The 19609-nt window shown below is 70.5% G+C and carries 16 protein-coding genes and 3 pseudogenes; 8 read left to right on the top strand and 11 right to left on the bottom strand.

What is annotated here, in order from left to right; all coding sequences use genetic code 11:
- Positions 1–127: 127 nt before the first annotated feature.
- The 3 genes and pseudogenes from ACWCP8_RS11110 to ACWCP8_RS11100 all read left to right on the top strand — a co-directional run.
- A pseudogene (locus ACWCP8_RS11110) lies at positions 128–416 on the top strand (oligopeptide/dipeptide ABC transporter ATP-binding protein); the annotation flags it as partial.
- A 70-nt stretch (positions 417–486) separates the two neighbouring features.
- Entirely contained in the window at positions 487–2292 is a 1806-nt protein-coding gene (locus ACWCP8_RS11105; protein ID WP_451115501.1) for a gamma-glutamyltransferase family protein, read from the top strand.
- A 63-nt stretch (positions 2293–2355) separates the two neighbouring features.
- On the top strand, positions 2356–3183 hold the full coding sequence (locus ACWCP8_RS11100; RefSeq protein WP_352267352.1) for an inositol monophosphatase family protein: 828 nt from the start codon (positions 2356–2358) through the stop codon (positions 3181–3183).
- Between the two features lie 69 nt (positions 3184–3252).
- On the opposite strand, the gene ACWCP8_RS11095 is transcribed toward ACWCP8_RS11100, so the two are convergent.
- Together ACWCP8_RS11095 and ACWCP8_RS11090 are read right to left on the bottom strand one after the other, a co-directional pair.
- Positions 3253–3678, bottom strand: coding sequence for a VOC family protein (locus ACWCP8_RS11095; RefSeq protein WP_352267351.1), 426 nt, complete (start codon positions 3676–3678; stop codon positions 3253–3255).
- A 40-nt stretch (positions 3679–3718) separates the two neighbouring features.
- Complete coding sequence (locus tag ACWCP8_RS11090; RefSeq protein ID WP_451115498.1) at positions 3719–4531, bottom strand: nucleotidyltransferase domain-containing protein; 813 nt, start codon at positions 4529–4531, stop codon at positions 3719–3721.
- 87 nt (positions 4532–4618) lie between these two features.
- Between ACWCP8_RS11090 and ACWCP8_RS11085 the strand changes: the two genes are divergently transcribed.
- Complete coding sequence (locus ACWCP8_RS11085) at positions 4619–6034, top strand: phytoene desaturase family protein (RefSeq protein WP_382832937.1); 1416 nt, start codon at positions 4619–4621, stop codon at positions 6032–6034.
- A 336-nt stretch (positions 6035–6370) separates the two neighbouring features.
- On the opposite strand, the gene ACWCP8_RS11080 is transcribed toward ACWCP8_RS11085, so the two are convergent.
- The 4 genes and pseudogenes from ACWCP8_RS11080 to ACWCP8_RS11065 form a co-directional block, all read right to left on the bottom strand.
- The gene (locus ACWCP8_RS11080) at positions 6371–10222 is read right to left on the bottom strand and encodes a S8 family serine peptidase (RefSeq protein WP_451115496.1); all 3852 of its coding nucleotides are present in this window, start codon (positions 10220–10222) and stop codon (positions 6371–6373) included.
- 169 nt (positions 10223–10391) lie between these two features.
- The gene (locus ACWCP8_RS11075) at positions 10392–11363 is read right to left on the bottom strand and encodes a helix-turn-helix domain-containing protein (protein WP_451115494.1); all 972 of its coding nucleotides are present in this window, start codon (positions 11361–11363) and stop codon (positions 10392–10394) included.
- Between the two features lie 500 nt (positions 11364–11863).
- Positions 11864–12058: pseudogene (locus tag ACWCP8_RS11070) on the bottom strand (M4 family metallopeptidase); the annotation flags it as partial.
- Between the two features lie 298 nt (positions 12059–12356).
- Positions 12357–12677 (bottom strand): annotated as a pseudogene (locus ACWCP8_RS11065) (M4 family metallopeptidase); the annotation flags it as partial.
- Between the two features lie 273 nt (positions 12678–12950).
- Between ACWCP8_RS11065 and ACWCP8_RS11060 the strand changes: the two are divergent.
- Positions 12951–13487: an O-acetyl-ADP-ribose deacetylase gene (locus ACWCP8_RS11060; protein ID WP_355998970.1), complete on the top strand. Its 537-nt coding sequence runs from the start codon at positions 12951–12953 to the stop codon at positions 13485–13487.
- Between the two features lie 259 nt (positions 13488–13746).
- Here ACWCP8_RS11060 and ACWCP8_RS11055 read toward each other — a convergent pair whose 3' ends face one another.
- Both ACWCP8_RS11055 and ACWCP8_RS11050 read right to left on the bottom strand, forming a co-directional pair.
- On the bottom strand, positions 13747–14040 hold the full coding sequence (locus tag ACWCP8_RS11055) for a hypothetical protein (protein ID WP_451115492.1): 294 nt from the start codon (positions 14038–14040) through the stop codon (positions 13747–13749).
- Positions 13985–14446, bottom strand: a complete 462-nt coding sequence (locus ACWCP8_RS11050; RefSeq protein WP_451115490.1) for a hypothetical protein — start codon at positions 14444–14446, stop codon at positions 13985–13987. Before ACWCP8_RS11050 ends, ACWCP8_RS11055 begins: the two co-directional genes overlap by 56 nt.
- Before the next feature lie 286 nt (positions 14447–14732).
- On the opposite strand from ACWCP8_RS11050, the gene ACWCP8_RS11045 reads away from it, so the two are divergent.
- Positions 14733–16205, top strand: coding sequence for an AlkA N-terminal domain-containing protein (locus tag ACWCP8_RS11045; protein WP_352267348.1), 1473 nt, complete (start codon positions 14733–14735; stop codon positions 16203–16205).
- A gap of 12 nt (positions 16206–16217) precedes the next feature.
- Positions 16218–16736 (top strand): methylated-DNA--[protein]-cysteine S-methyltransferase, encoded by a 519-nt coding sequence (locus ACWCP8_RS11040; RefSeq protein ID WP_352267346.1) that lies wholly within the window; start codon positions 16218–16220, stop codon positions 16734–16736.
- A gap of 86 nt (positions 16737–16822) precedes the next feature.
- Here the strand turns inward: ACWCP8_RS11040 and ACWCP8_RS11035 are convergent, their stop codons facing one another.
- Positions 16823–17407: a TMEM165/GDT1 family protein gene (locus tag ACWCP8_RS11035; RefSeq protein WP_352267345.1), complete on the bottom strand. Its 585-nt coding sequence runs from the start codon at positions 17405–17407 to the stop codon at positions 16823–16825.
- A gap of 363 nt (positions 17408–17770) precedes the next feature.
- On the opposite strand from ACWCP8_RS11035, the gene ACWCP8_RS11030 reads away from it, so the two are divergent.
- Positions 17771–18181 (top strand): (2Fe-2S) ferredoxin domain-containing protein, encoded by a 411-nt coding sequence (locus tag ACWCP8_RS11030; protein WP_352267344.1) that lies wholly within the window; start codon positions 17771–17773, stop codon positions 18179–18181.
- Positions 18182–18341: 160 nt separating this feature from the next.
- Here the strand turns inward: ACWCP8_RS11030 and ACWCP8_RS11025 are convergent, their stop codons facing one another.
- Positions 18342–18653, bottom strand: a complete 312-nt coding sequence (locus ACWCP8_RS11025; protein WP_451115486.1) for a MarR family winged helix-turn-helix transcriptional regulator — start codon at positions 18651–18653, stop codon at positions 18342–18344.
- A 191-nt stretch (positions 18654–18844) separates the two neighbouring features.
- Positions 18845–19588, bottom strand: a complete 744-nt coding sequence (locus ACWCP8_RS11020; RefSeq protein ID WP_451115484.1) for an SIR2 family NAD-dependent protein deacylase — start codon at positions 19586–19588, stop codon at positions 18845–18847.
- Positions 19589–19609 lie beyond the last annotated feature (21 nt).

The raw sequence follows: 19609 nt of genomic DNA, 5'->3' as shown, positions 1-19609 counted from the left end.
CGGAAACAGGCCGGGCGGACTGGCCTCGATGTCGTACAGGGCATCCAGGTCGATCCGCCCGGCCCGTGTGCGTCCTGCACCTTTGCTCTACGACATCGACGAGGATGGCGCGGTCGTGCTGCAGCTCGCCGCCGAACTGTTCGCCGCCCCGAAGCACCCCTGCCATCCAGGCGCTGCTCTCCGCCGCGCCCGTCCCCGACCCGGTCGAGCAGCGCTCCCGTGAACGCATCGTGCTCCACGGCGACCTGCCCAGCCCGCTCGATCCCCCGGCAGGCTGCCGCTTTCACACCCGCTGCCCGCTCGCCACCGACCGCTGCCGCACCGAGGTACCGGCCCTGCGCGAACTGCCCGGCGGACGGCAGGTCTCCTGTCACCTCGTCGAAGCGGACGGGACCGCCCCGGACGCGGCCTCCTGACCTCCCGTACATACGATCCGAACCACACGCAAGTACGTCGCACAGTACGTCGCAGCTAGGAGCCGCATCCGTGTTCACCACCCGGCCGACCCTTCAGGGCACCTTCGGCATGGTGTCCTCCACCCACTGGCTCGCCTCGCAGTCCGCGATGGCCGTCCTGGAGGACGGCGGCAACGCCTATGACGCCGCCGTCGCCGCCGGATTCGTCCTGCACGTCGTCGAACCGCACCTCAACGGCCCGGCCGGTGAGGTGCCGATGATCCTGGCGCCCGGCGACGGCGACGTGCAGGTCCTCTGCGGCCAGGGCCCGGCCCCCGCCGGCGCCACCGTCGCCCACTACCGCTCCCTCGGCCTGGACCTCGTTCCCGGCACCGGACCCCTCGCCGCAGCGGTCCCCGGTGCGTTCGACGCCTGGATGCTGCTGCTGCGCGACCACGGCACCAAGTCCGTCGCCGAGGTGCTGCGGTACGCGATCGGGTACGCGGAGGGCGGCCACGCACCCGTCGAGCGGATCGGCCAGACGGTCGAGACCGTTCGCGAGCTCTTCGAGAACGAGTGGCAGTCCTCCGCCGACGTGTACCTCCCCGGCGGCAAGTCCCCGAAGCCGGGCGAGCTCTTCCGCAATCCCGCCCTCGCCGCGACCTGGCGCCGCCTGATCGCCGAGGCCGAGAAGACCGGCGGCGACGACCGCATCGCCCAGATCGACGCCGCACGGAAGGTCTGGAGCGAGGGCTTCATTGCCGAAGCCCTGGTCCGCCAGGCCGCCCGCCCCACCATGGACACCAGCGGCAGCCGCCACACCGGCACCCTCACCGCCGCCGACCTGGCCGGCTGGTCCGCGTCGTACGAGGCGCCCGCCACGTATGACTGGAACGGCTGGACGCTCGCCAAGGCCGGCGGCTGGAGCCAGGGCCCCGCCTTCCTCCAGCAGCTCGCCCTGCTCCCCGCCGAGCTCCCGCAGTACGGCTCCGCGGAGTACGTGCACCTGCTCATCGAGGGCTGCAAGCTCGCCATGGCCGACCGTGAGGCCTGGTACGGCGACGCCGCCGACGTACCCCTCGACGTGCTGCTCTCGGAGCCGTACAACGCCGAGCGGCGCGCACTGATCACCGACGAGGCGTCGCGCGAGCTGCGCCCCGGCAGCCCCGGCGGCCGCACCCCCCTCCTCAGCGAGCACGCGCACGCCGTCGCCTCCGGCGAGGGCGGGTTCGACGCCATGGGCATCCCGGCGGCGGGCGTCGGCGAGCCGACCGTCGCGAAGGACGGCGCGACCCGTGGTGACACCTGCCACGTCGACATCGTCGACCGCTGGGGCAACATGGTCTCCGCCACCCCCAGCGGTGGCTGGCTCCAGTCCAACCCGGTCGTGCCGGAGCTCGGCTTCCCGCTCGGCACCCGCCTCCAGATGGCCTGGCTCGACGAGGGCCTGCCGAACTCCCTCACCCCCGGCCGCCGCCCCCGCACCACCCTCACCCCGTCCCTCGCCCTGCGCGACGGCGTCCCGGTGATGGCGTTCGGTACGCCCGGCGGCGACCAGCAGGACCAGTGGCAGGTCCACTTCTTCCTCGCCGTCGCGCTGCGCGCCGAGGTCCGGGGCGGGCTCGACCTGCAGGGCGCCATCGACGCACCGAACTGGCACAACGACAGCTTTCCCGGCTCGTTCTTCCCGCGCGGCATGCGGCCCGGCAGCGTCACTGTCGAGGAGCGCATGGACCCGGAGGTCGTCGAGGAGCTGCGCCGCCGCGGCCATGACGTCACGGTCGGGGATCCGTGGTCCGAGGGCCGGATGTGTGCCGTCGCCCGGGACCCGGAGACCGGCGTGCTCTCCGCCGCCGCGAACCCGCGCGGCATGCAGGGGTACGCCGTAGGCCGCTGACCGGCCACCTTCACGTCATGACCAGGTCGTCAGGGACCCGGTGGACCGTGCTTAGCTGGAGTCATGATCGATGACTTCCTTGCCGGGGACCTGACCGAGGTCGAGGAGGCGGTCCGCGCAGCGGCCGCCGCCGAGATCATGCCGCGCTACCAGCAGCTGGCCGCACACGAGATCGTCGAGAAGAGCGGTCCGCACGACCTCGTCACCACCGCTGACCGCCTTGCCGAGGAACACCTCACCGCGTCCCTGACCCGGCTCCTGCCCGGCTCGGTGGTCGTCGGTGAGGAGTCGGTCCACGCCGATCCGAAGGTGTACGACGCCCTGGGCGGCGAGGCACCGGTGTGGATCGTCGACCCGGTCGACGGCACCCGCCAGTTCGTCCGCGGCGAGCCCGGCTTCTGCACGCTCGTCGCCCTCGCCCACCACGGCGAACTCCTCGCCTCGTGGACGTACGCCGCGGCCCTGGACAAGATGGCGGTCGCGGTCCGCGGCCGCGGCGCCACGCTGAACGGCGTGCCGATGCGTTCCGGATCGCCCGCGCCGGGCGCCGTGCTCGAGGTGGCCATGTCGCACCCCGACTACACCTCCGACGCCCAGAAGCACGCCCTGCTCGGGCTGCGCACCGAAGGCATCAACGCGCGCCCGTGCGGCTCGGCGGGCCTCGAATACCTGGCCGTCGCCCGCGGCGACCAGGACGCGGTCGCCTTCAACTGGGAGTACGCCTGGGACCACGCGGCGGGCCTGCTCCTGGTCACCGAGGCGGGCGGCGCGCAGGCCACGCTCTCGGGCGCCCCGTTCCGTATCACCGGCGGCAACGCCCTGCCCTTCACGGCGGCCCGCGACGAGGCGACGGCCGAGCGGATCCTGGAGGCACTGCGCGCCGGAGGATGACCTGGCCCCACGGGGCCGGCATCGGCCGGCCGTCCGCGACGAGCCGGGCCGTCCTCCGCAACGACCGGGCTACGGCTGCTTCACCCGGTGCAGGACCAGGCAGAACGGATGCCCCGCCGGATCGGCATAGATCCGCCACGGCCGCTCGGCCCGCTCCGGGTCCGCCTCCCCCGCGCCGTCCGTGCTCCCGTCGTCGAGCACGGAAGCGCCGGCTGCGAGGACCTCCGCCTGCGCCGCGTCCAGGTCCGGCACACCGAAGTCCAGATGGGACTGCTGGGGACGCGCCGGGTCCGGCCACTGCGGCGGCCGATAATCCGCCGCCCGCTGGAACGCCAGAACGAGACCGGCGTCGGTGTGCAGCGTCGCCCAGTTCTCGTCGAGCCCCCACCGCCGGTCCGGCTCATTGACCCGGCCGCCCACGACCGACCGGTAGAACTCGGCGAGACGTACGGGATCGGGGCAGTCGAGCACCACGCACTGAAGTTCGGCGATCATGACCGGATCCTAAGCCGGACCCGGTCACTGGCGGGCCCGGTCACCGGAACACAGCCCGCACATCCCGCACCACGGCCCCCGCCGTCTCCACCGCCGTCACGTCCAGCCCCCGCAGCGCCACGCCCACCCGCTCGGCGAAGTCCGCCGGAGTCTGCGGCAGCAGCGCGGCCGCCGCCAGCGCGCCCTTCTCGTTCAGACACCAGGTGCGGTGATGGGCGTGGAGGGACTGGGCGAGAATGCCGAACGCCCTCGACAGGCACAGCGCGACATGCAGGGTGTCGCCGGAGGAGGCCGATTTTCGTGCTGCGGCCACCGAGAAGTCCGCCTCCCACGCGGCGTCGGCGAGCGCCCTGCGCAGCGGCTCCGGGTAGCTGCGGGTCTCCTGTTGAAGCTCCGTCAGTTCACCGTAAGGATCAGCCAGTACGCGGCTGAGCGCCACCTCGCCCGGATAGCAGGGGGACCAGAACCCCAGCGGATGGCCGGGCTGGATGCCCACCTCGTAGCGGCCCTCACGGCAGTCGGACCAGACCTGTTCGACCCGGTCCAGGTCGCGCAGGATCCAGTCCACCGGCGTGCCGTCGACCCGCATCCACGCACCGCCGTTGACCCACGGACCCCAGCCGCCCGGACCCGCCACCTCCACCGGGGAGCCCTGCACCTCGCACGCGAGTGCGGTCAATGCGGCCAGGTCGGGGGCGCCCCGGTAGTAGACGCCGAGGTCCCAGTCGGAGTCCGGGCGGTGTGTGCCACGGGCGCGGCTGCCGCCGAGGACGACGGCCCGGACACCGGGCAGTTCGGCCAGCCGCGCCGCCATGTCGCCGATGAGTGATACATCCACCGAATCCCTGTTCATCGGCAGGGACGTTACCCGCGACCCGGCTGTCGGTGCGGCGGAATATCCTTGAGTCTCTTGGCCGTCGGCTGACAAAGGAGTCCGAAGGTGCCGTCGATGCTCGATGCCGTCGTCGTGGGGGCGGGACCCAACGGACTGACCGCCGCCGCCGAACTGGCCCGCCGTGGCTTCTCGGTGGAGGTGTTCGAGGCGGCTGAGACCGTCGGAGGCGGCGCCCGCACCGAGGAGCTCACCCTCCCCGGCTTCCGCCACGACCCGTGTTCCGCCGTGCACCCGCTGGGCATCGGCTCGCCCGCGTTCGCGGCGATGCCGCTTGCCCGGCACGGCCTGGAGTGGCTCCAGCCCGAGCTGGCGCTCGCCCACCCCTTCCCGGACGGCTCCGCCGCGATTCTCACCGGGTCGGTGGGGGAGAGCGCCATGTCGCTGGGGCCGCAGGACGCAGGGGCGTACCGCAGACTGCTCGCCCCGTACCTCGGCCATTGGGACACGCTCGCCGAGGACTTCCTGCGGACCCCGTGGGACGGGCTGCCGCGCGATCCGTACCACTGGGTGCGGTTCGGAATGAATGCGATCCAGCCCGCCACGCTGCTCTCCCGCCGGTTCCGGGGCGCGAAGGCGCGCGGCCTGTTCGCCGGACTCGCCGCCCATGCCATAGCTCCCACCAGCGGTATCGCCACCGGCGGCATCGCCCTGCTCTTCGCGCTCGCCGCGCACGAGAACGGCTGGCCGGTGCCGCGCGGCGGCTCACAGGCCATCTCGGACGCCCTCGCCTCGTACGTACGCGAGCTGGGCGGCACGATCCGTACCGGCACGGAGGTCAAGCGTCTCGACGAGCTCCCGCCCGCGCGCGCCTATGTCTTCGACACCTCGCCGACCGCCCTCGCCCGGATCGCCGGACTGGGTCACGCCTACCGCGGCTACCGGTACGGCGCCGCCTGTTTCAAGGTCGACTATGCCCTGTCGGGCCCTGTCCCCTGGACCGCGAAGGAGGCACGGCGGGCCGGCACGGTCCATGTCGGTCCCACGGCCGGTGAGATCGATGGCGCGCTGCGCGCAGCGGTGGCGGGCCGCGACCCGAGCGTGCCGTTCCTGATCACCGCGCAGCCCAGCCTCTTCGACCCGTCGCGCGCGCCGGAGGGCCGCCATGTCTTCTGGGCGTACGGGCATGTCCCGGCGGGCTGGGAGGGCGACGCCACCGAAGTCATCGAGCGGCAGCTGGAGCGGTTCGCGCCCGGCTTCCGCGATCTGGTGCTCGCGCGCGCCGTCGCGGGTCCGCCACAACTCGCCGCGCGCAACGCCAATTACGTCGGCGGTGACATCGCCTGCGGCGCGTTCGCCGGACTGCAGACGGTGATCCGGCCGAAGCTCGCCCGCGTGCCGTACGCGACGGCCCACCCGGCCGTCTTCCTGTGCTCCTCGGCCACTCCTCCCGGGCCCGGGGTGCACGGTATGTCCGGTCACCATGCGGCGAAGGCGGTCTGGCGGAGGCTGCGCGCCGAGTGAGACGGCGGGACGGCCCAGCCCAGGGCAATCAACATGCCGACGGGTACGCGTTCTGGGCTGCGGGCACCCGAAACCGGTGTGCGTGAGGCTTCGCGCCACTTGGTCGTCATCGGACCTTCGTGCAGCGTCCCGAGTGCAGGCGGAGGCTGGGGGTTGGGGCCCGCCCCGTCCCCGTCGGCTTCGGTGAACAGGCGGAGCACCGGCCGAGGCAATGGCCGTCATGGTCTTCCCGGGGCCGGGCCCCACCCGCAAGAGCGGGCCCGGGACGCAGGGCGGGAGAGTTGGGCGGCCCACCGCCCGGGTTCGGGCGGTGGGCCGCGGTCAGGAGCGGGATCGTCAGCCGACGTGTCCGCACCAGAACTCGACGCAGCCGACCTCGAACGCCTTGCGGACGGTCTCCGTCACCTCGCTGCCGTCGGCGGCCACCGCATGGGTACGGAGCGCGACGCGGCCCTGGGCGAGGGCCGGGATCTCCACTGCCCAGCGGTCGCCGTCGGCCCGGACCGACGCCGCGGTCCAGGTCGCACCCCCATCCACCGAGTAGTCCATGCCGACCCTCGTCACCGGTGCGCCGGTCGAACCGGTCTGCCTGGCGACGGCCACATGGAATGTGGCCGGCTTACCGGTCTCGATTTCCTCCAGTCCGCCGAGCGGCAGATCGTAGCGGAGGTCCAGCAGCGAGGCGGCCTTCGGCCGGCCGGTGTCCGTGTGTCCGGAGCGGAAGCGCCACTCGTCGGTCACCGAGTCGGACATAGGCCAGTGACTGCCCAGCTCCGGGCCGCCGTCGCGGTGCGCGGCAATCTTCAAGCGGTACCAGCCGTCGTCCGTTGAGAGCCTGAACTCGCCCTTGCCGGGCGCGTCGTTGTCCGCGACAGGGGTGCCGTCGTCCCGGGTCAGCACTGTGCTGCCGCTGTCCATGCCTGACATGTTGTCGGAGCGGTGGCCGGCGGCGTCGGAGAACATCGGCAGTTCGATCGACAGGTCGTCACCGGTACGTGCCACCTGCGGCTCGCCCTTCGAGTCGCGCACCGACAGCGAGGGGTTGAACGGTGCCTTCAGCCACTCGTTGGAGTAGCTCTTTCCGACCTGGTACTCGGTGGGCTCGGTGTACTGCGCGCCCACCGTGGCGCCCTCGGCGTCCAGGATGTGGAACGTCGCCGTGGACCATGGCACGTCCGGGGTCAGATAGAGATCGGTGGCGATCGGCGAGCGCGTTGCAGTGTGCTGCTGCAGCCAGACCAGACCATTGTGCTCGATCCAGCCGTACAGCCCCTTGATGTCGTTCGGGTACCCCGGCGCCCAGGCAGTGGTGCGGACCTTGGCGAGGTCGCTGGTCCGGTCCGTCCACCGGGCACCGGCCGGGACCCGGCCGTCGACCTGGTGGAAGGTCAGGTAGTGGTACGCGCTGCCCGTGGTGCCCGTCAACCGAAGCGCCAGCGGCCCGGCTGCGAGCAGCGCGCGCAGCCGCTTGGTGTTGGCCACGTCGATGGACAGGATCGGGTCGGTGGGCTGGGAGCCGCTGATGTACCCGCTGACGACGATCGCCGCGGCGCCGGCGGCCTTGATGGCGTTGTAGCGGGCGGTGCGCACGGCGGTGGGGTCGATGAAGCCGGGCTCGAAGAGCACGACCTTGCCCTTCAGGTCCTGGCCGCTGATGTCGGCCCCGTTGGCGACGTCGACCACGGCGCCGGAGACGTCGCCGAACCAGCCCGCGAAGTAATAGGGGTTGATCTGTACATCGATCGGTTTGCTGGTGGAGGTGTCCCGGGCAGTGACCCAGGGCTGCTGGAAGCTGCCGGCGCCGAAGAAGCTGAAGCCGGGCATCTCGGGACCGGTGCTGGCGACCGCGTAGACCGAGTGGGCATTGGCGTTCAGCGGGGCGATCAGGCCAGTGGTGGCGCTGCCCGATGAACCGCCGACTGTGGAGACCAGTCCGGTGCCGGCATAGGTGGTGGAGACGGCGTCGTCGCGGTCGACGCCGAGTGCCACCGGCTTCGCGTCCGCGATGTCGACGGTCACCGTGCGGTCACTGCCCAGGGACACCTGGTAGGCGTAGTGCACGGCCGCGGTGGCGACCTCGGTGGTGCCGCTGAGATGCTGCTCCCAGACGAGGCCGAAGATGCGGTAGTCACCCGCCGGCAGGGCGAGCTGCTTCGTCTTCCCGGGGGCGAGGGAGATTCGTACGGAATTACCGGTCGACGTGTTCTGGACCAATGCGCTGGTCGTGCTGTTGTCCACGCCCGGGCGGTTGTCGGCGCCTGTCAGGGTGAGGTTATGGGTCGTGTGCTCGACCGTGAGCGCGAACGGGATTCGTATGCTCTGCCCGCTGCCGGAGGCGGAGACGATGCCGCTGTAGGCGCCGCTCTTCACCGCGGCGGCCGGGGCCAGGGTCAGGGTGACGGTGCCGGTGCCGTGTGCCGGGATGTCCACGTGGTTCTTGTCGAGGACAGCGAGCGCGGTAGGTGCGGTGCTGCCGTCGGGGCCCGTGGCCTCTTCCCGGACGTTCAGCTGAATGGCGTGGTCCGAGCGGTTGGTATAGGTGACCCGGCGCACCGTCGGACTGGTGCTCGCGACCGGCTGGGCGGCCTTGACGGTCTGCAGCACGGCGGGCTCCGCCGAGACCTGGCCGTTCAGCGCGGCAGGGATGTCGACGCGGCCGGCGCCGACGTCGAAGACGCCCGCCTGATCGACCCCGTCGGACGCTGCTACGAGAGCCGCCTTGAGCTGTTCACCGGTCCACTCGGGGTGCGCCTGCTTGACGATGGCAGCGGCACCCGCGACGTGCGGTGTAGCCATCGAGGTACCGGACAGCTTGGCGTACGAGCTGTTCACGGACTCCGCGGCGAGCGTGCCGGCCGCCCGCGCGGCGACGATGCCGGTGCCGGGGGCGGCTATCTCGGGCTTGATCGCGTCGTCGCCGAAGCGGGGACCGCGAGAGGAGAACGAGGACACGGCGTCCTGCTTGGTGACCGAGCCGACGGTCAGGGCCGAGTCGGCGGCGCCGGGGGCGCCGACCGTGTAGGCGGCGCCGGAGTTACCGGCGGCAACCACGAACAGGCTGTCGGATTCCGCCGAGAGCCTGTTCACGGCGGCCGACAGAACGTCGGTGCCGTCGGTCTTCGCGTTGCTGCCGAGGCTCATGCTGACGACGTCGGCACCCTGGGCCACGGCCCAGTCCATGCCGGCCAGGATCCAGTCGGTGTAGCCGCTGCCGCTGTCGTCCAGGACCTTGCCCTCGATCAAGGAGACGTCCGGGGCGACGCCCTTCAGCCGTCCGCCGGAGGCCGCGCCGGAGCCGGCGATGGTCGAGGACACGTGAGTGCCGTGGCCGTTGCGGTCCTGGATGCTCGTCGCGGAGGTGAAGTTCTTCGAGCCGGTGACCCGGCCGGCCAGGTCCGGGTGCCCGGTGTCGTAGCCGGTGTCGAGTACCGCGACCTTGACGCCCTTTCCGGTGAGGCCGGACTTCCACGCCTCGGGTGCACCGATCTGCGGGACGCTGACGTCGAGGGTCGTCTTCACTTTGCCGTTGAGCCACAGCCGCCGGGCGGCGGCGCGTGCGGTACGGGCCTTCCCGGTGCCGCTGCCCGTGAGCCGGTTCCAGGCGGTCGCGGCCCGATCCTTGTCGACGCTCAGCGCGGTGATTCCGAGCCGCGGGAGCGAGCGGGTGACCTTGGTTCCGGCGGGCGCGGAACGCAAGGTGGTGCCGCCCATGCCGTCGCGGCCGCCGCCGGGCCCGGCGGCGAGGATCGGGACGGTGTTGCTGTGCTTGTCGTCGCCGCCGAGCGCCACCAGTCCGGTGACATCGAACAGTGCCTCGTCCACCGTGCCGCGGTCCACCAGTTCCTCGGCGTCGGTGGGCATCACATACTCGTGCCCGTTCATGTGGTAGCGGGTGAATCCGATGTGTTCCCGGTCCGGTGCCGGGGTGACGCCGGTCACCTGGACCTTCGTCCCGCGTCCGGTGAAGGCGACCCGGTCGCCGGTCACCAGAGTGACGGTGGAGGAGCCCGGACCGGAGGCGGCTCCGGTGGAGAACAGCGGCGCTGCGCCGGGGCGGGCGGGGGCAGCATCGGCCATGGCCGGTATGGACGTCAGGGTCAGGCAGCCGGTGGTGAACAGGGCGGCGGCTGTCGCCGCGGTGATCAGCCGGGATCTGCGCGAGGTGTTGTCGAGATGGTGACGGAACATCAGTCTCCTTCTGCTCGAGGCTTTCGAACAGCGACACCATGTCATCGGTAGAGCGCAATGATCAGTGTGTAGAACTGGCGGTTTGATGACTTGTCACTAACTTGACAGCCGTACAACGGGCTGGTTGCCCCTCGCATGTCAGGGGAGGCTTCCGACCTGATCGGCGGCGTCAGAGCCAGTCGCGGCGAGCTGCTTGCCAGCCGAGCTGAAGCCGGGTCTGCACTCCCGCGAGGGCAAGCAGCCGCTGAACCCGTCGCTGGACGGTGCGCAAGCTCACGCCCAGCTGAGAGGCGATCGTCTGATCGGTGTATCCGGCAAGCAGCAGCGAGAGCAGGTGCCGGTCGTCGGCCGACAGAGGGCTGTCGGAGGTGGCCGCCAGCGCGGCGGGCACCGGCACGGCGGACTCCCAGACCCTGCGGAAGATCCAGCCGAGGGCCTCGAGCAGGGCAGGGATACGCGTGACCAGGGCAATCGGTTCGCCGGGCAGGTGTTCTCGGGGTACGACGAGAGCCAGTCGGTCGTCGGCGATGACCATCTTGAGCGGCACATCGACCGCCACCCGCATCTCCTCGCCCAGTGCGGCCCATTCGTCGAGCAGCAGCGGTGCGTCCCGGCTTTCCAGGTCCAGGGACGCTCGTTCGTAGATGACCTGGTACCGCACACCAGCGCGCATGGCGTCGCGTTGACCTCGGTTCGCGGTGGCCGGGACGGCAACGGCGGGACCGGAGGTCAAGGCGCGGATCGTTTCGCACGCTGTTCGCTGGATCTGGGCAAACCGCTCGGCGATGGCGGCTGCGCCCTCGATGACCTCGACCGTCTCGGTGGCGTCGCCGGACAGGTCGTCGCCTCGGTGGTCGCGGGCGAGCTGGGCGACGGCGAGCTGTACTTTCCGCAGGTGGTCGATGCGCTGAAGGACCAGCAGATTCAGCGTGATGTCCGGCGGCGCGGCGCGCAGGGCATGGCGTCGGCCGGGGTGAGGCGTCATCAGGCCTCTGGACTCCAGTTCGGCAAGACCCGCGGTTACGTCCGGCACGGGCAATCCGGTGCGGTCCGCCAGCTCGGCCGCATCGACGGCGGGCCCGGTGAGGAGTGCCACGTACAGGCTCTCCTCGGCAGCTCCGATCCCGATCGCTTCGAGCATCTCACCCCACAACCCATAGGCATTGCACGGACAAGCAACTGTCTCCAACGTGCAGCCGGCAGTCCCTGCTGCCCCGCGCGGAGGAGTGGTGTGCGGCCGAGAGACTATCCGCCGAAGATCCAACAGATTCCGTCACGTCGTGGCGGATACTGGCCACGACAAATATCCGCCACGCATTCGTCCCTGCCATCCGGGGCATCCGTTGTGGGGCCCGAGGGCGATGCCACCGAGGTCATCGAGCGGCAGCTGGAGCGGTTCGCGCTCGGCTTCCGTGATCTGGTGCTCGCACGCGCCGTCGGGGGTCCGCGTGAGGCCATCGGGCCGCCCGATCGGCCGCGCGCCGCGTATTTCCCCGATGGGCTCGGAGGAAATATGCGGCGCGAGGGTGCTCCACAGGATCGGGAGCGGTGCAGCGAGGAAGCTTTGCTCCTTGCCTGGTTGGCGTTGATTGCCGACCAGACGGCGGCGACGGTTGTGTACTCCGTGCTGCCCGCGCCATAGAGGTCGTTCGCCGCCCGCAGCGTCGCGACCCGTGCCGCGGCGCAGTCGTGGACGAGGTCATATGGGCGGTAAGTTCCTTGTACCAACTGGACGGCCATGTCGCGCCCGGTCCCGGTGACCGTGGAGCCGTTGGCGGTAGGTGAGTTGCACGAGACTCCGTCGATGGATTTCGCGCCGCTGCCCTCGGACACCAAACGGTCAGTCAGGTCAGTTGCTTGTGCATCACGATGCAGGGTCGGCCGTGCTGTCTGTCGGCACGGCGGTCGATCTCCTGCCGGCCCAGTGAGCTCCAGAAAGTGAGGGCGGCGGGGTTGTTCTCCTCACGCAGGTCGGCTTCGACCCGGTCGGCCTCAATGTTCTCGGGGTCGTACTCCCCGGCGGCGCGGCAGTACTCCGGGTTGCTCGCCTAGAGCTCGACGACCTCGGCGATCTCCTCTGCAGAGAAGTGAAGCGGCGAAAGGGAGAGGGTAGACATGCGGGCAGGGTAGCCAGCTCGGCGGAGGCGCCGTCCTTGTTCGGCTTGTCCATGTAGCGCAGCGGGGTGCCGTTGCCGTTGATGTCGATCTTCTCGCCGATGAAGTAGTCGCCGACGTCGCTGCTGTTGGCGTCGTAGAACTCGACAGCTGTGCCGAATATGTCGCTGGTCGCCTCGTTGAGGCCGCCCGACTCGCGGCTGTACTTGAGGCCCGGGGTGGAGGCGGTGAGGCCGCGGCTCATTTCGTGTCCGGCGACGTCCAGCGAGGTGAGCGGCTTGAGGTCGCCCGAGCCGTCTCACTACATCATGCAGAAGCAGTTGTCCGACCAGAACGCGTTGCCCTTGAGTTCCGTGAGGGGTGTGCGGGGAGAGTGACACCCATGGGAGCAGGCGTGGCAGGTCAACTTCACAGATTTGACATGATCGTGTCCGTAAGCAGGCAGGTGGCGTCCGATATGCGCAGCCCGGCCGGAAGTTGCCTCTGGGAGACGCTTCACGGCGCCCTCTTCCGCTCCCCGTTCGGCGACATCGCGTCCGGCGCGTTCGCGTCTCGCGACGGCTCCGGGCGGTTTGAGACCACCGGGACGCGCGGTCGCGGCATGATGGCCGGCATGCGCACACCTGAGGCTGTCACCGTCACCCTGGTACGCGGTGACATCACCCGGCAGTCCGCCGATGTCATCGTCAACGCGGCAAACTCCTCCCTGCTCGGCGGCGGCGGAGTCGACGGAGCGATCCACCGGCGCGGCGGCCCGGAGATCCTCGCCGCGTGCCGGGAACTGCGCGCCTCGAAGTACGGCAAGGGCCTGCGCACCGGCCAGGCTGTTGCCACGACTGCCGGAAAGCTCGACGCCCGGTGGGTGGTTCACACCGTGGGCCCGGTCTGGAGCAGTGCCGAGGACCGGTCCGCGCTTCTCGCCTCCTGCTACCGCGAGTCGCTTCGTGTGGCTGCGGAGTTGGGGGCGCGCACCGTCGCCTTCCCCGCCATCTCGACCGGGATCTACGGCTGGCCCATGGACGACGGGGCGCGTATCGCCGTCCGCACGGTTCTGGAGGAGGCCGCCGCACCCGTCGAAGAGGTGCGGTTCGTACTGTTCGACGCGCATGCGTATGCGGAGTTCGAAGAGGTCCTGGCAGCGTGGGGCTGACGGGCGCGGCGCGCTCGCTGGACACGGCCGGGATCACCTACATCGACCACAAGGACGCCGTTCTGCTGCGGAACGGCGTCCCAGGCCGGAAGGGTGCCGGGGCTGTCGGCGAGCCTAACCGGCCGGGCTTGCGCGCGGCCGCGCAGCAGGGGGACCGGCCGACTGCGAAGCGGGACGTCATGGGGGCGTGATTCACGGTCGTGCAGCCCCGGTCCGGGCGCTCGCGACCGCCCAGACCGGGACTACGGGCGAGGGGGGATCAGGGTGCAGTGCCGCGTACGTCGAGGCTGTTGCGCGTCTGGCCGTATCGCAGCGGCAGGAAGATCTGCTGCCCTGAGACCACCTGCCGGCCCTGCTTGCTGAGGATGAACCGGATCAGTTCCTCCATGACCGGATCCAGCTGCTTACCCGGCTGCTTGTTGACGTTGAGATACGTGACCCGGCTCAGGGGGTACGCGGCCGAGGCGACGCTCTCGTACGTAGGGGCGTATGCCGGGTCACCGGCATGGTCGCCCAGCGAGATGACCTTGACCGCCGAGTCGACGTAGGCCATCCCCGTGTACCCGATGGCATAGGGGTACCCGTTCGCGGACGAACTCCTCGAAGCCGTTCCACGGCTGAAGGCCTACGATATGGATCGGCTTGTCGGCCCAGTCGCCGGTCGCGCGCAGATCGCCCCAGGTGGTTGCAGCCTTGCCGCCGCGGTTGTGGGTGGTGGACAGTACGGCGTCGAGCGGGTCGAGAGAGAGCTTGTCCACCGGGTTCTTCTTGTTGACCATGAACCCGACGGAGTCCAGGAAGCCGAAGTGCCGGTAGCTCCCGCCGGATATGGGGATGCTGAGCGGGTCGTAGCCGAAGGCGTCGTGGAAACCCTGGATGTCGGCCGGCTTCAGCTCGCGCGATACGAAGACGCAGTCGAGCTTGCCCTTGATCAGTTCCGCGCGAGCCGTACGTTTCATCGATGGTCTCCCGGATGTGGGTCCGAAGGGCAACCGGGGAGAAGCGTTCCGTTCCCGGCCGCCCGTCCTGCGATGGCGACCGGAACGTTAGGGCGGGGTGCCCGGGGGAGTCAGAAGGGCGCTCTTAATGCCCATTGATCGCTGTTTTGATCGTTCTGCTCGACAGTCGATCACAGGCCTGTCTCTTGTGTGCCGCGACGTGAGCAATTCGAAGAGGTCCTGGCAGCGCAAGGTTGATGTCGGATTCTCGCCAGCCCCCACGCGTCCGGTGACCCATGCTTGAAGCATGTACACCGACACCGAGCGCTGCGTACGGGCCGTCCGGTCCAAGGACGCCCGCTTCGACGGCTGGTTCTTCACGGCGGTCCTGACCACTCGGATCTACTGCCGTCCGAGCTGCCCCGTCGTGCCGCCCAAGGTCGAGAACATGACCTTCTACCCCAGCGCCGCCGCCTGCCAGCAGGCCGGATTCCGCGCCTGCAAGCGGTGCAGGCCGGACACCAGCCCCGGCTCCCCGGAGTGGAACGCCCGCGCCGACTCGGTCGCCCGCGCGATGCGGCTCATCGGGGACGGGGTCGTCGACCGCGAGGGTGTGCCGGGGCTGGCCGCCCGGCTCGGCTACTCCGCCCGCCAGATCGAACGCCAGCTCCTCGCCGAACTGGGCGCCGGTCCGTTGGCCCTGGCCCGCGCCCAGCGCGCCCAGACCGCCCGGCTGCTCATCGAGACGACCGAACTCCCCATGGCCGACGTGGCGTTCGCGGCCGGGTTCTCGTCCGTACGTACCTTCAACGACACCGTCCGTGAGGTCTTCGCCCTCGCGCCCGGCGAGCTGCGCACCCGCGCCGCCCGGTCCGTGAAGACGTCGGCGACACCGGGCGTGATCGCGCTGAGGCTGCCGTACCGGGCCCCGCTCAACCCGTCCAACCTCTTCGGCCATCTCGCCGCGACAGCGGTCCCCGGCGTCGAGGAATGGCGCGACGGTTCCTACCGCCGTACGCTCACCCTCCCGTACGGGCACGGCATCGTGGCCCTCACCCCGCACCCCGATCACATCGCGTGCCGGCTCTTCCTCACCGATCCGCGCGACCTCACCCTCGCCATCAGCCGCTGCCGCTGGCTGCTCGACCTGGACGCCGACCCGGTCGCCGTCGACGACCAGTTGCGATCCGATCCGCTGCTCGCCCCGCTGATCGACAAGGCTCCCGGGCGGAGGGTGCCGCGTACCGTCGACGGCGCGGAGTTCGCCGTACGGGCGGTGCTCGGCCAGCAGGTCTCGACGGCCGCCGCCCGCACCCATGCGGCCCGCCTGGTCGCCGCGCACGGCGTCCCCGTTGATGACCCGGAGGGCGGCCTCACCCACCTCTTCCCCACCCCCGAGGCGCTGGCATGCCTCGACCCCGAGCAACTCGCCCTGCCCCGCAGCCGCCGCACCACCCTCACCACACTGGTCGGTGCGCTCGCCGACGGCTCGCTGCAGCTCGGCACCGACAGCGACTGGGAGAAGGCCCGGGCCGAACTGATCGCACTGCCCGGCTTCGGCCCGTGGACCGTCGAGGTCATCGCCATGCGGGCGCTCGGCGACCCGGACGCCTTTCTCCCCACCGACCTCGGCATCCGGCGGGCGGCGGAGGAACTGGGCCTCCCGTCGACACCCGCGGCGCTCACCGCACGCGCGGCGGCCTGGCGCCCCTGGCGGGCGTACGCGGTCCAGTATTTGTGGACCGTCGACGACCACCCCATCAACCACCTGCCCGCATAAGGGAGTTCCCGCATGACTGCGACACATCTCGCGACCCGCCGGTACACGGTCGTCGACAGCCCGTACGGCCCGCTCACCCTCGTCGCCACCGACGGCGTGCTCTCGGGCCTCTATATGACCGAGCAGCGGCACCGGCCGCCCGAGGAGACCTTCGGCGACCCCGATCCACGCCCCTTCGCGGAGACGATCGACCAGTTGGACGCCTACTTCGCGGGCGAGCTGCGGGAGTTCGATCTGCCGCTGCACCTGGACGGAACGCCGTTCCAGCGCAGCGTGTGGGAGCAGCTCCGGCAGATCCCGTACGGGGAGACACGCTCGTACGGAGAACTCGCCGAGCACTTGGGCAAGCCGGGGGCCTCACGCGCGGTGGGCCTCGCCAACGGCAAGAACCCGGTGGGGATCATCGTTCCGTGCCACCGGGTCATCGGAGCCTCCGGCAGTCTCACCGGCTACGGCGGCGGTCTCGACCGCAAGCAGCGGCTGCTGGCCTTCGAGAACGGCACGGGGGAGGACACCCCGGCGCTCTTCTGAGGGCCGTGATCCGGACACGGCGAAGCCCGCCGGTCGCACGGGGCGACCGGCGGGCTTCGCCGTGCTTGCTGCGTTGCGGAACCGGCTCAGGCCGTGAAGATCTCGACCACCGACCAGATCGCCAGCCCCAGCATGCACAGCCCGCCGATGCGCTGGACCGTCCCCAGCGGAACCCGCTTCGCGATGAAGCGTCCCGCGAGCAGCGCCAGCGCGGAGACGGACATCAGCGCGGCCAGGGATCCGATGGCCGTGGACCACGTGCCGTTACTGGCGGCCAGGTTGGCCGTGGTGATCTGGGTGAGGTCGCCCCATTCACTGATGAACACCGCCATGAACGCGGTCGAGTAGACCGGCCAGAAGCCGGTCACGGTCTTGACCTCGCCGTCCTCGTCGCCGTCGTCACCCCCGCCGCGCAGCAGCATGAACGCGCCGAACGCGAAGAGGGCCGCGGAGACGAGCTTGACGATCCAGTCGGGCAGCAGCCCGATCAGACCGCCGGCGCCGACGGCGATCGCGACATGCACGAGGAACGCGGACGAGGTGCCGAACCAGACATGGAGCGGCCGCATGCGGGTGCCCATGGCCAGCGACGCGAACATGGTCTTGTCGGGGAGCTCCGCGAGGAAGATCAGCCCGAAGGCGGTGATGATCGCCAGGGGGTCGAGATGCATTCCGGGTGGCTTTCTGTGAGAGCCGGGCCCCGGGTCTTTCCGCGAAGCGCCACTCGGGCTTTTCGGAGGACCACTCGGCCCGGCATGACTGCAGCGCCCACAGGGCGCGGGCGTGTCATACCTGACCGAAGGTCTCGCCCGCCCGTAACGATCTACGGGCCCGGCCACCGGGAACCCGAGGGTTCCAGTGTGTCGACGACCGGTTTGCGGGGCTACTCCCCTTCGCAGCCACCCACTTTACCGCACCCCTGCGAAGCCATCGGCGTCGGAGGGGCTCAAGTGTTCGACTTCACTATGGGCTCGGTACAGTCCCACGGTGATCATCCGCGCCCTCGCCCGCGTCACGACCGGAAGCGTCCCCGTATGAGCCGCCGTACCCGCAAGGCTGCCACATCCGCCCCGGGCGCACCCCGGCCCACCGTCAGCGTCTGCCGGGGCTGCTGCTGCGGTACGCCGAAGATCCCGGACGTGGACCATGCCGGCCAGCTCACATCTCTGCGCAGGTCCCTCGGCGAGATCGCCGCGGTGCGTGCCGTGGAGTGCCTGGACGCCTGCGAGCAGGCCAATGTCATCGTCGTGCAGCCCTCGGCCGAGGGCAGGAGGGCGGGTGGCCGTCCGGTCTGGCTCGGCCTCGTCAACGACCCGGATGCCGTCGCCGACATCGTCGCCTGGGTCGAAGCGGGTGGCCCCGGCCTCGCGGACGCCCCCGACATCCTCGACCTCTACACCTTCCGCCCCTCGCGCCGCGTACAGCAGGAACTCGGTTCGTCCTAAGGGCTGTCCCGTAATCCCTGGCGGGCGCACGACGACAGCTACGGCACCTCGCCGCGTTGTCGGAACGCCCGAATACGCCCAGTATGAGGACGCCCCTCCGCCTTGCGATGCACCGCATCTGACGCCGCGCGCTGATCCACCAGGGATTACGGGACAGCCCTTAGCCTCCGTTGACCCGCAGCACGCGGCCGAGCAGCTCCATCAACGTACTGCGTTCGGACTCGGTCAGTACGTCGAAAAACTCCCGCTGCGAGTCCTGCGCCGACTGCTGGAGCCGCTGTTGCAGCTCCATCCCGGCCGCAGTGAGCGCGACGCGCTGTCCGCGGCGGTCGTCCGGGTCGCGTTCACGACGGATGAGGCCGCGCTGTTCGACCGTGTCGAGATAGCCGACCAGATGGCTCCGGTTGAGGCCGAGCCGGTCGGCGAGGTCGTGCTGGGCGAGCGGGCCGAAGTCGGAGAGCCCGGTCAGCACCGCGAAGTGCGGCAGCCGCAGATCGTGTTCGGCGAGCGCGTCGACCAGCAGGAGGTGACCGATCCTGGCGACATGGCTCGCCAGGTACGAGGGGAGGGCGAGCAGGCTCGGGGGCGGCTCCGGGTGTCTTCCATGTGCGAAGGCCGGCCGGGCGTGATCGCCCGTCGAGGCAGGCCGCCGCCTCTGGCCTGTCAGCCGCCCGCCCCCGCGTCCGCTTCGGCGGACAGTCGCGCGAGCAGTGACGGCAGCGCGGTTCCGATGGGCTCGCGGATCGTCTCCTCGGCCAGTTCGTCGTACGGCGTCGGCTCGGCGTTCACCACGATCAGCCGCGCACCGTACTCCGCCGCGATCCCGGCCAGCGACGCGGCGGGCTGCACCTGCAGCGTCGTACCGACTGCGATGAACACCTCGCAGGCCTTCGCGATCGACATCGCCTCGCCGAGCACCACCGGATCGAGCCGCTCACCGAACATGACCGTCGCCGACTTCAGGATGCCGCCACAGACCGTGCACGCAGGGTCGGCCTCGCCCGCCTCGACCCTGGTCAGCGTCTGAGCCATGGGTGACCGGGCGTGGCATCGGGTGCAGACCACCTCGCGGGCGGTGCCGTGCAGTTCGAGGACCTTGCGGGCGGAGACACCGGCCAGCTGATGCAGCCCGTCGACGTTCTGCGTGATCACCCGCACCGGAACCCCGGCCCGCTCCAGATCCGCCACGGCCCGGTGGGCGGCGTTCGGCTCGGCGTGCCAGGTCGCGCTGGTGCGGCGCATCTGCCAGGAGCGGCGCCGGATCTCCGGATCGGCCATGTAGAAGTCGTACGTGACGAGCTTCTCGGCCTCGGGGTCCTTCCGCCAGAGGCCGTTCGGCCCGCGGTAGTCGGGGATGCCGGAGTCCGTGGAGATGCCGGCGCCGCTGAGTATCGCGACGAGAGTCATACGGCGAGCGTACGCAGCGAC

This window comes from Streptomyces sp. NPDC002206 (assembly GCF_053593595.1).
Note: the sequence above shows the minus strand (reverse complement) of the source record. Positions and strands in the feature narration are given on the sequence as shown.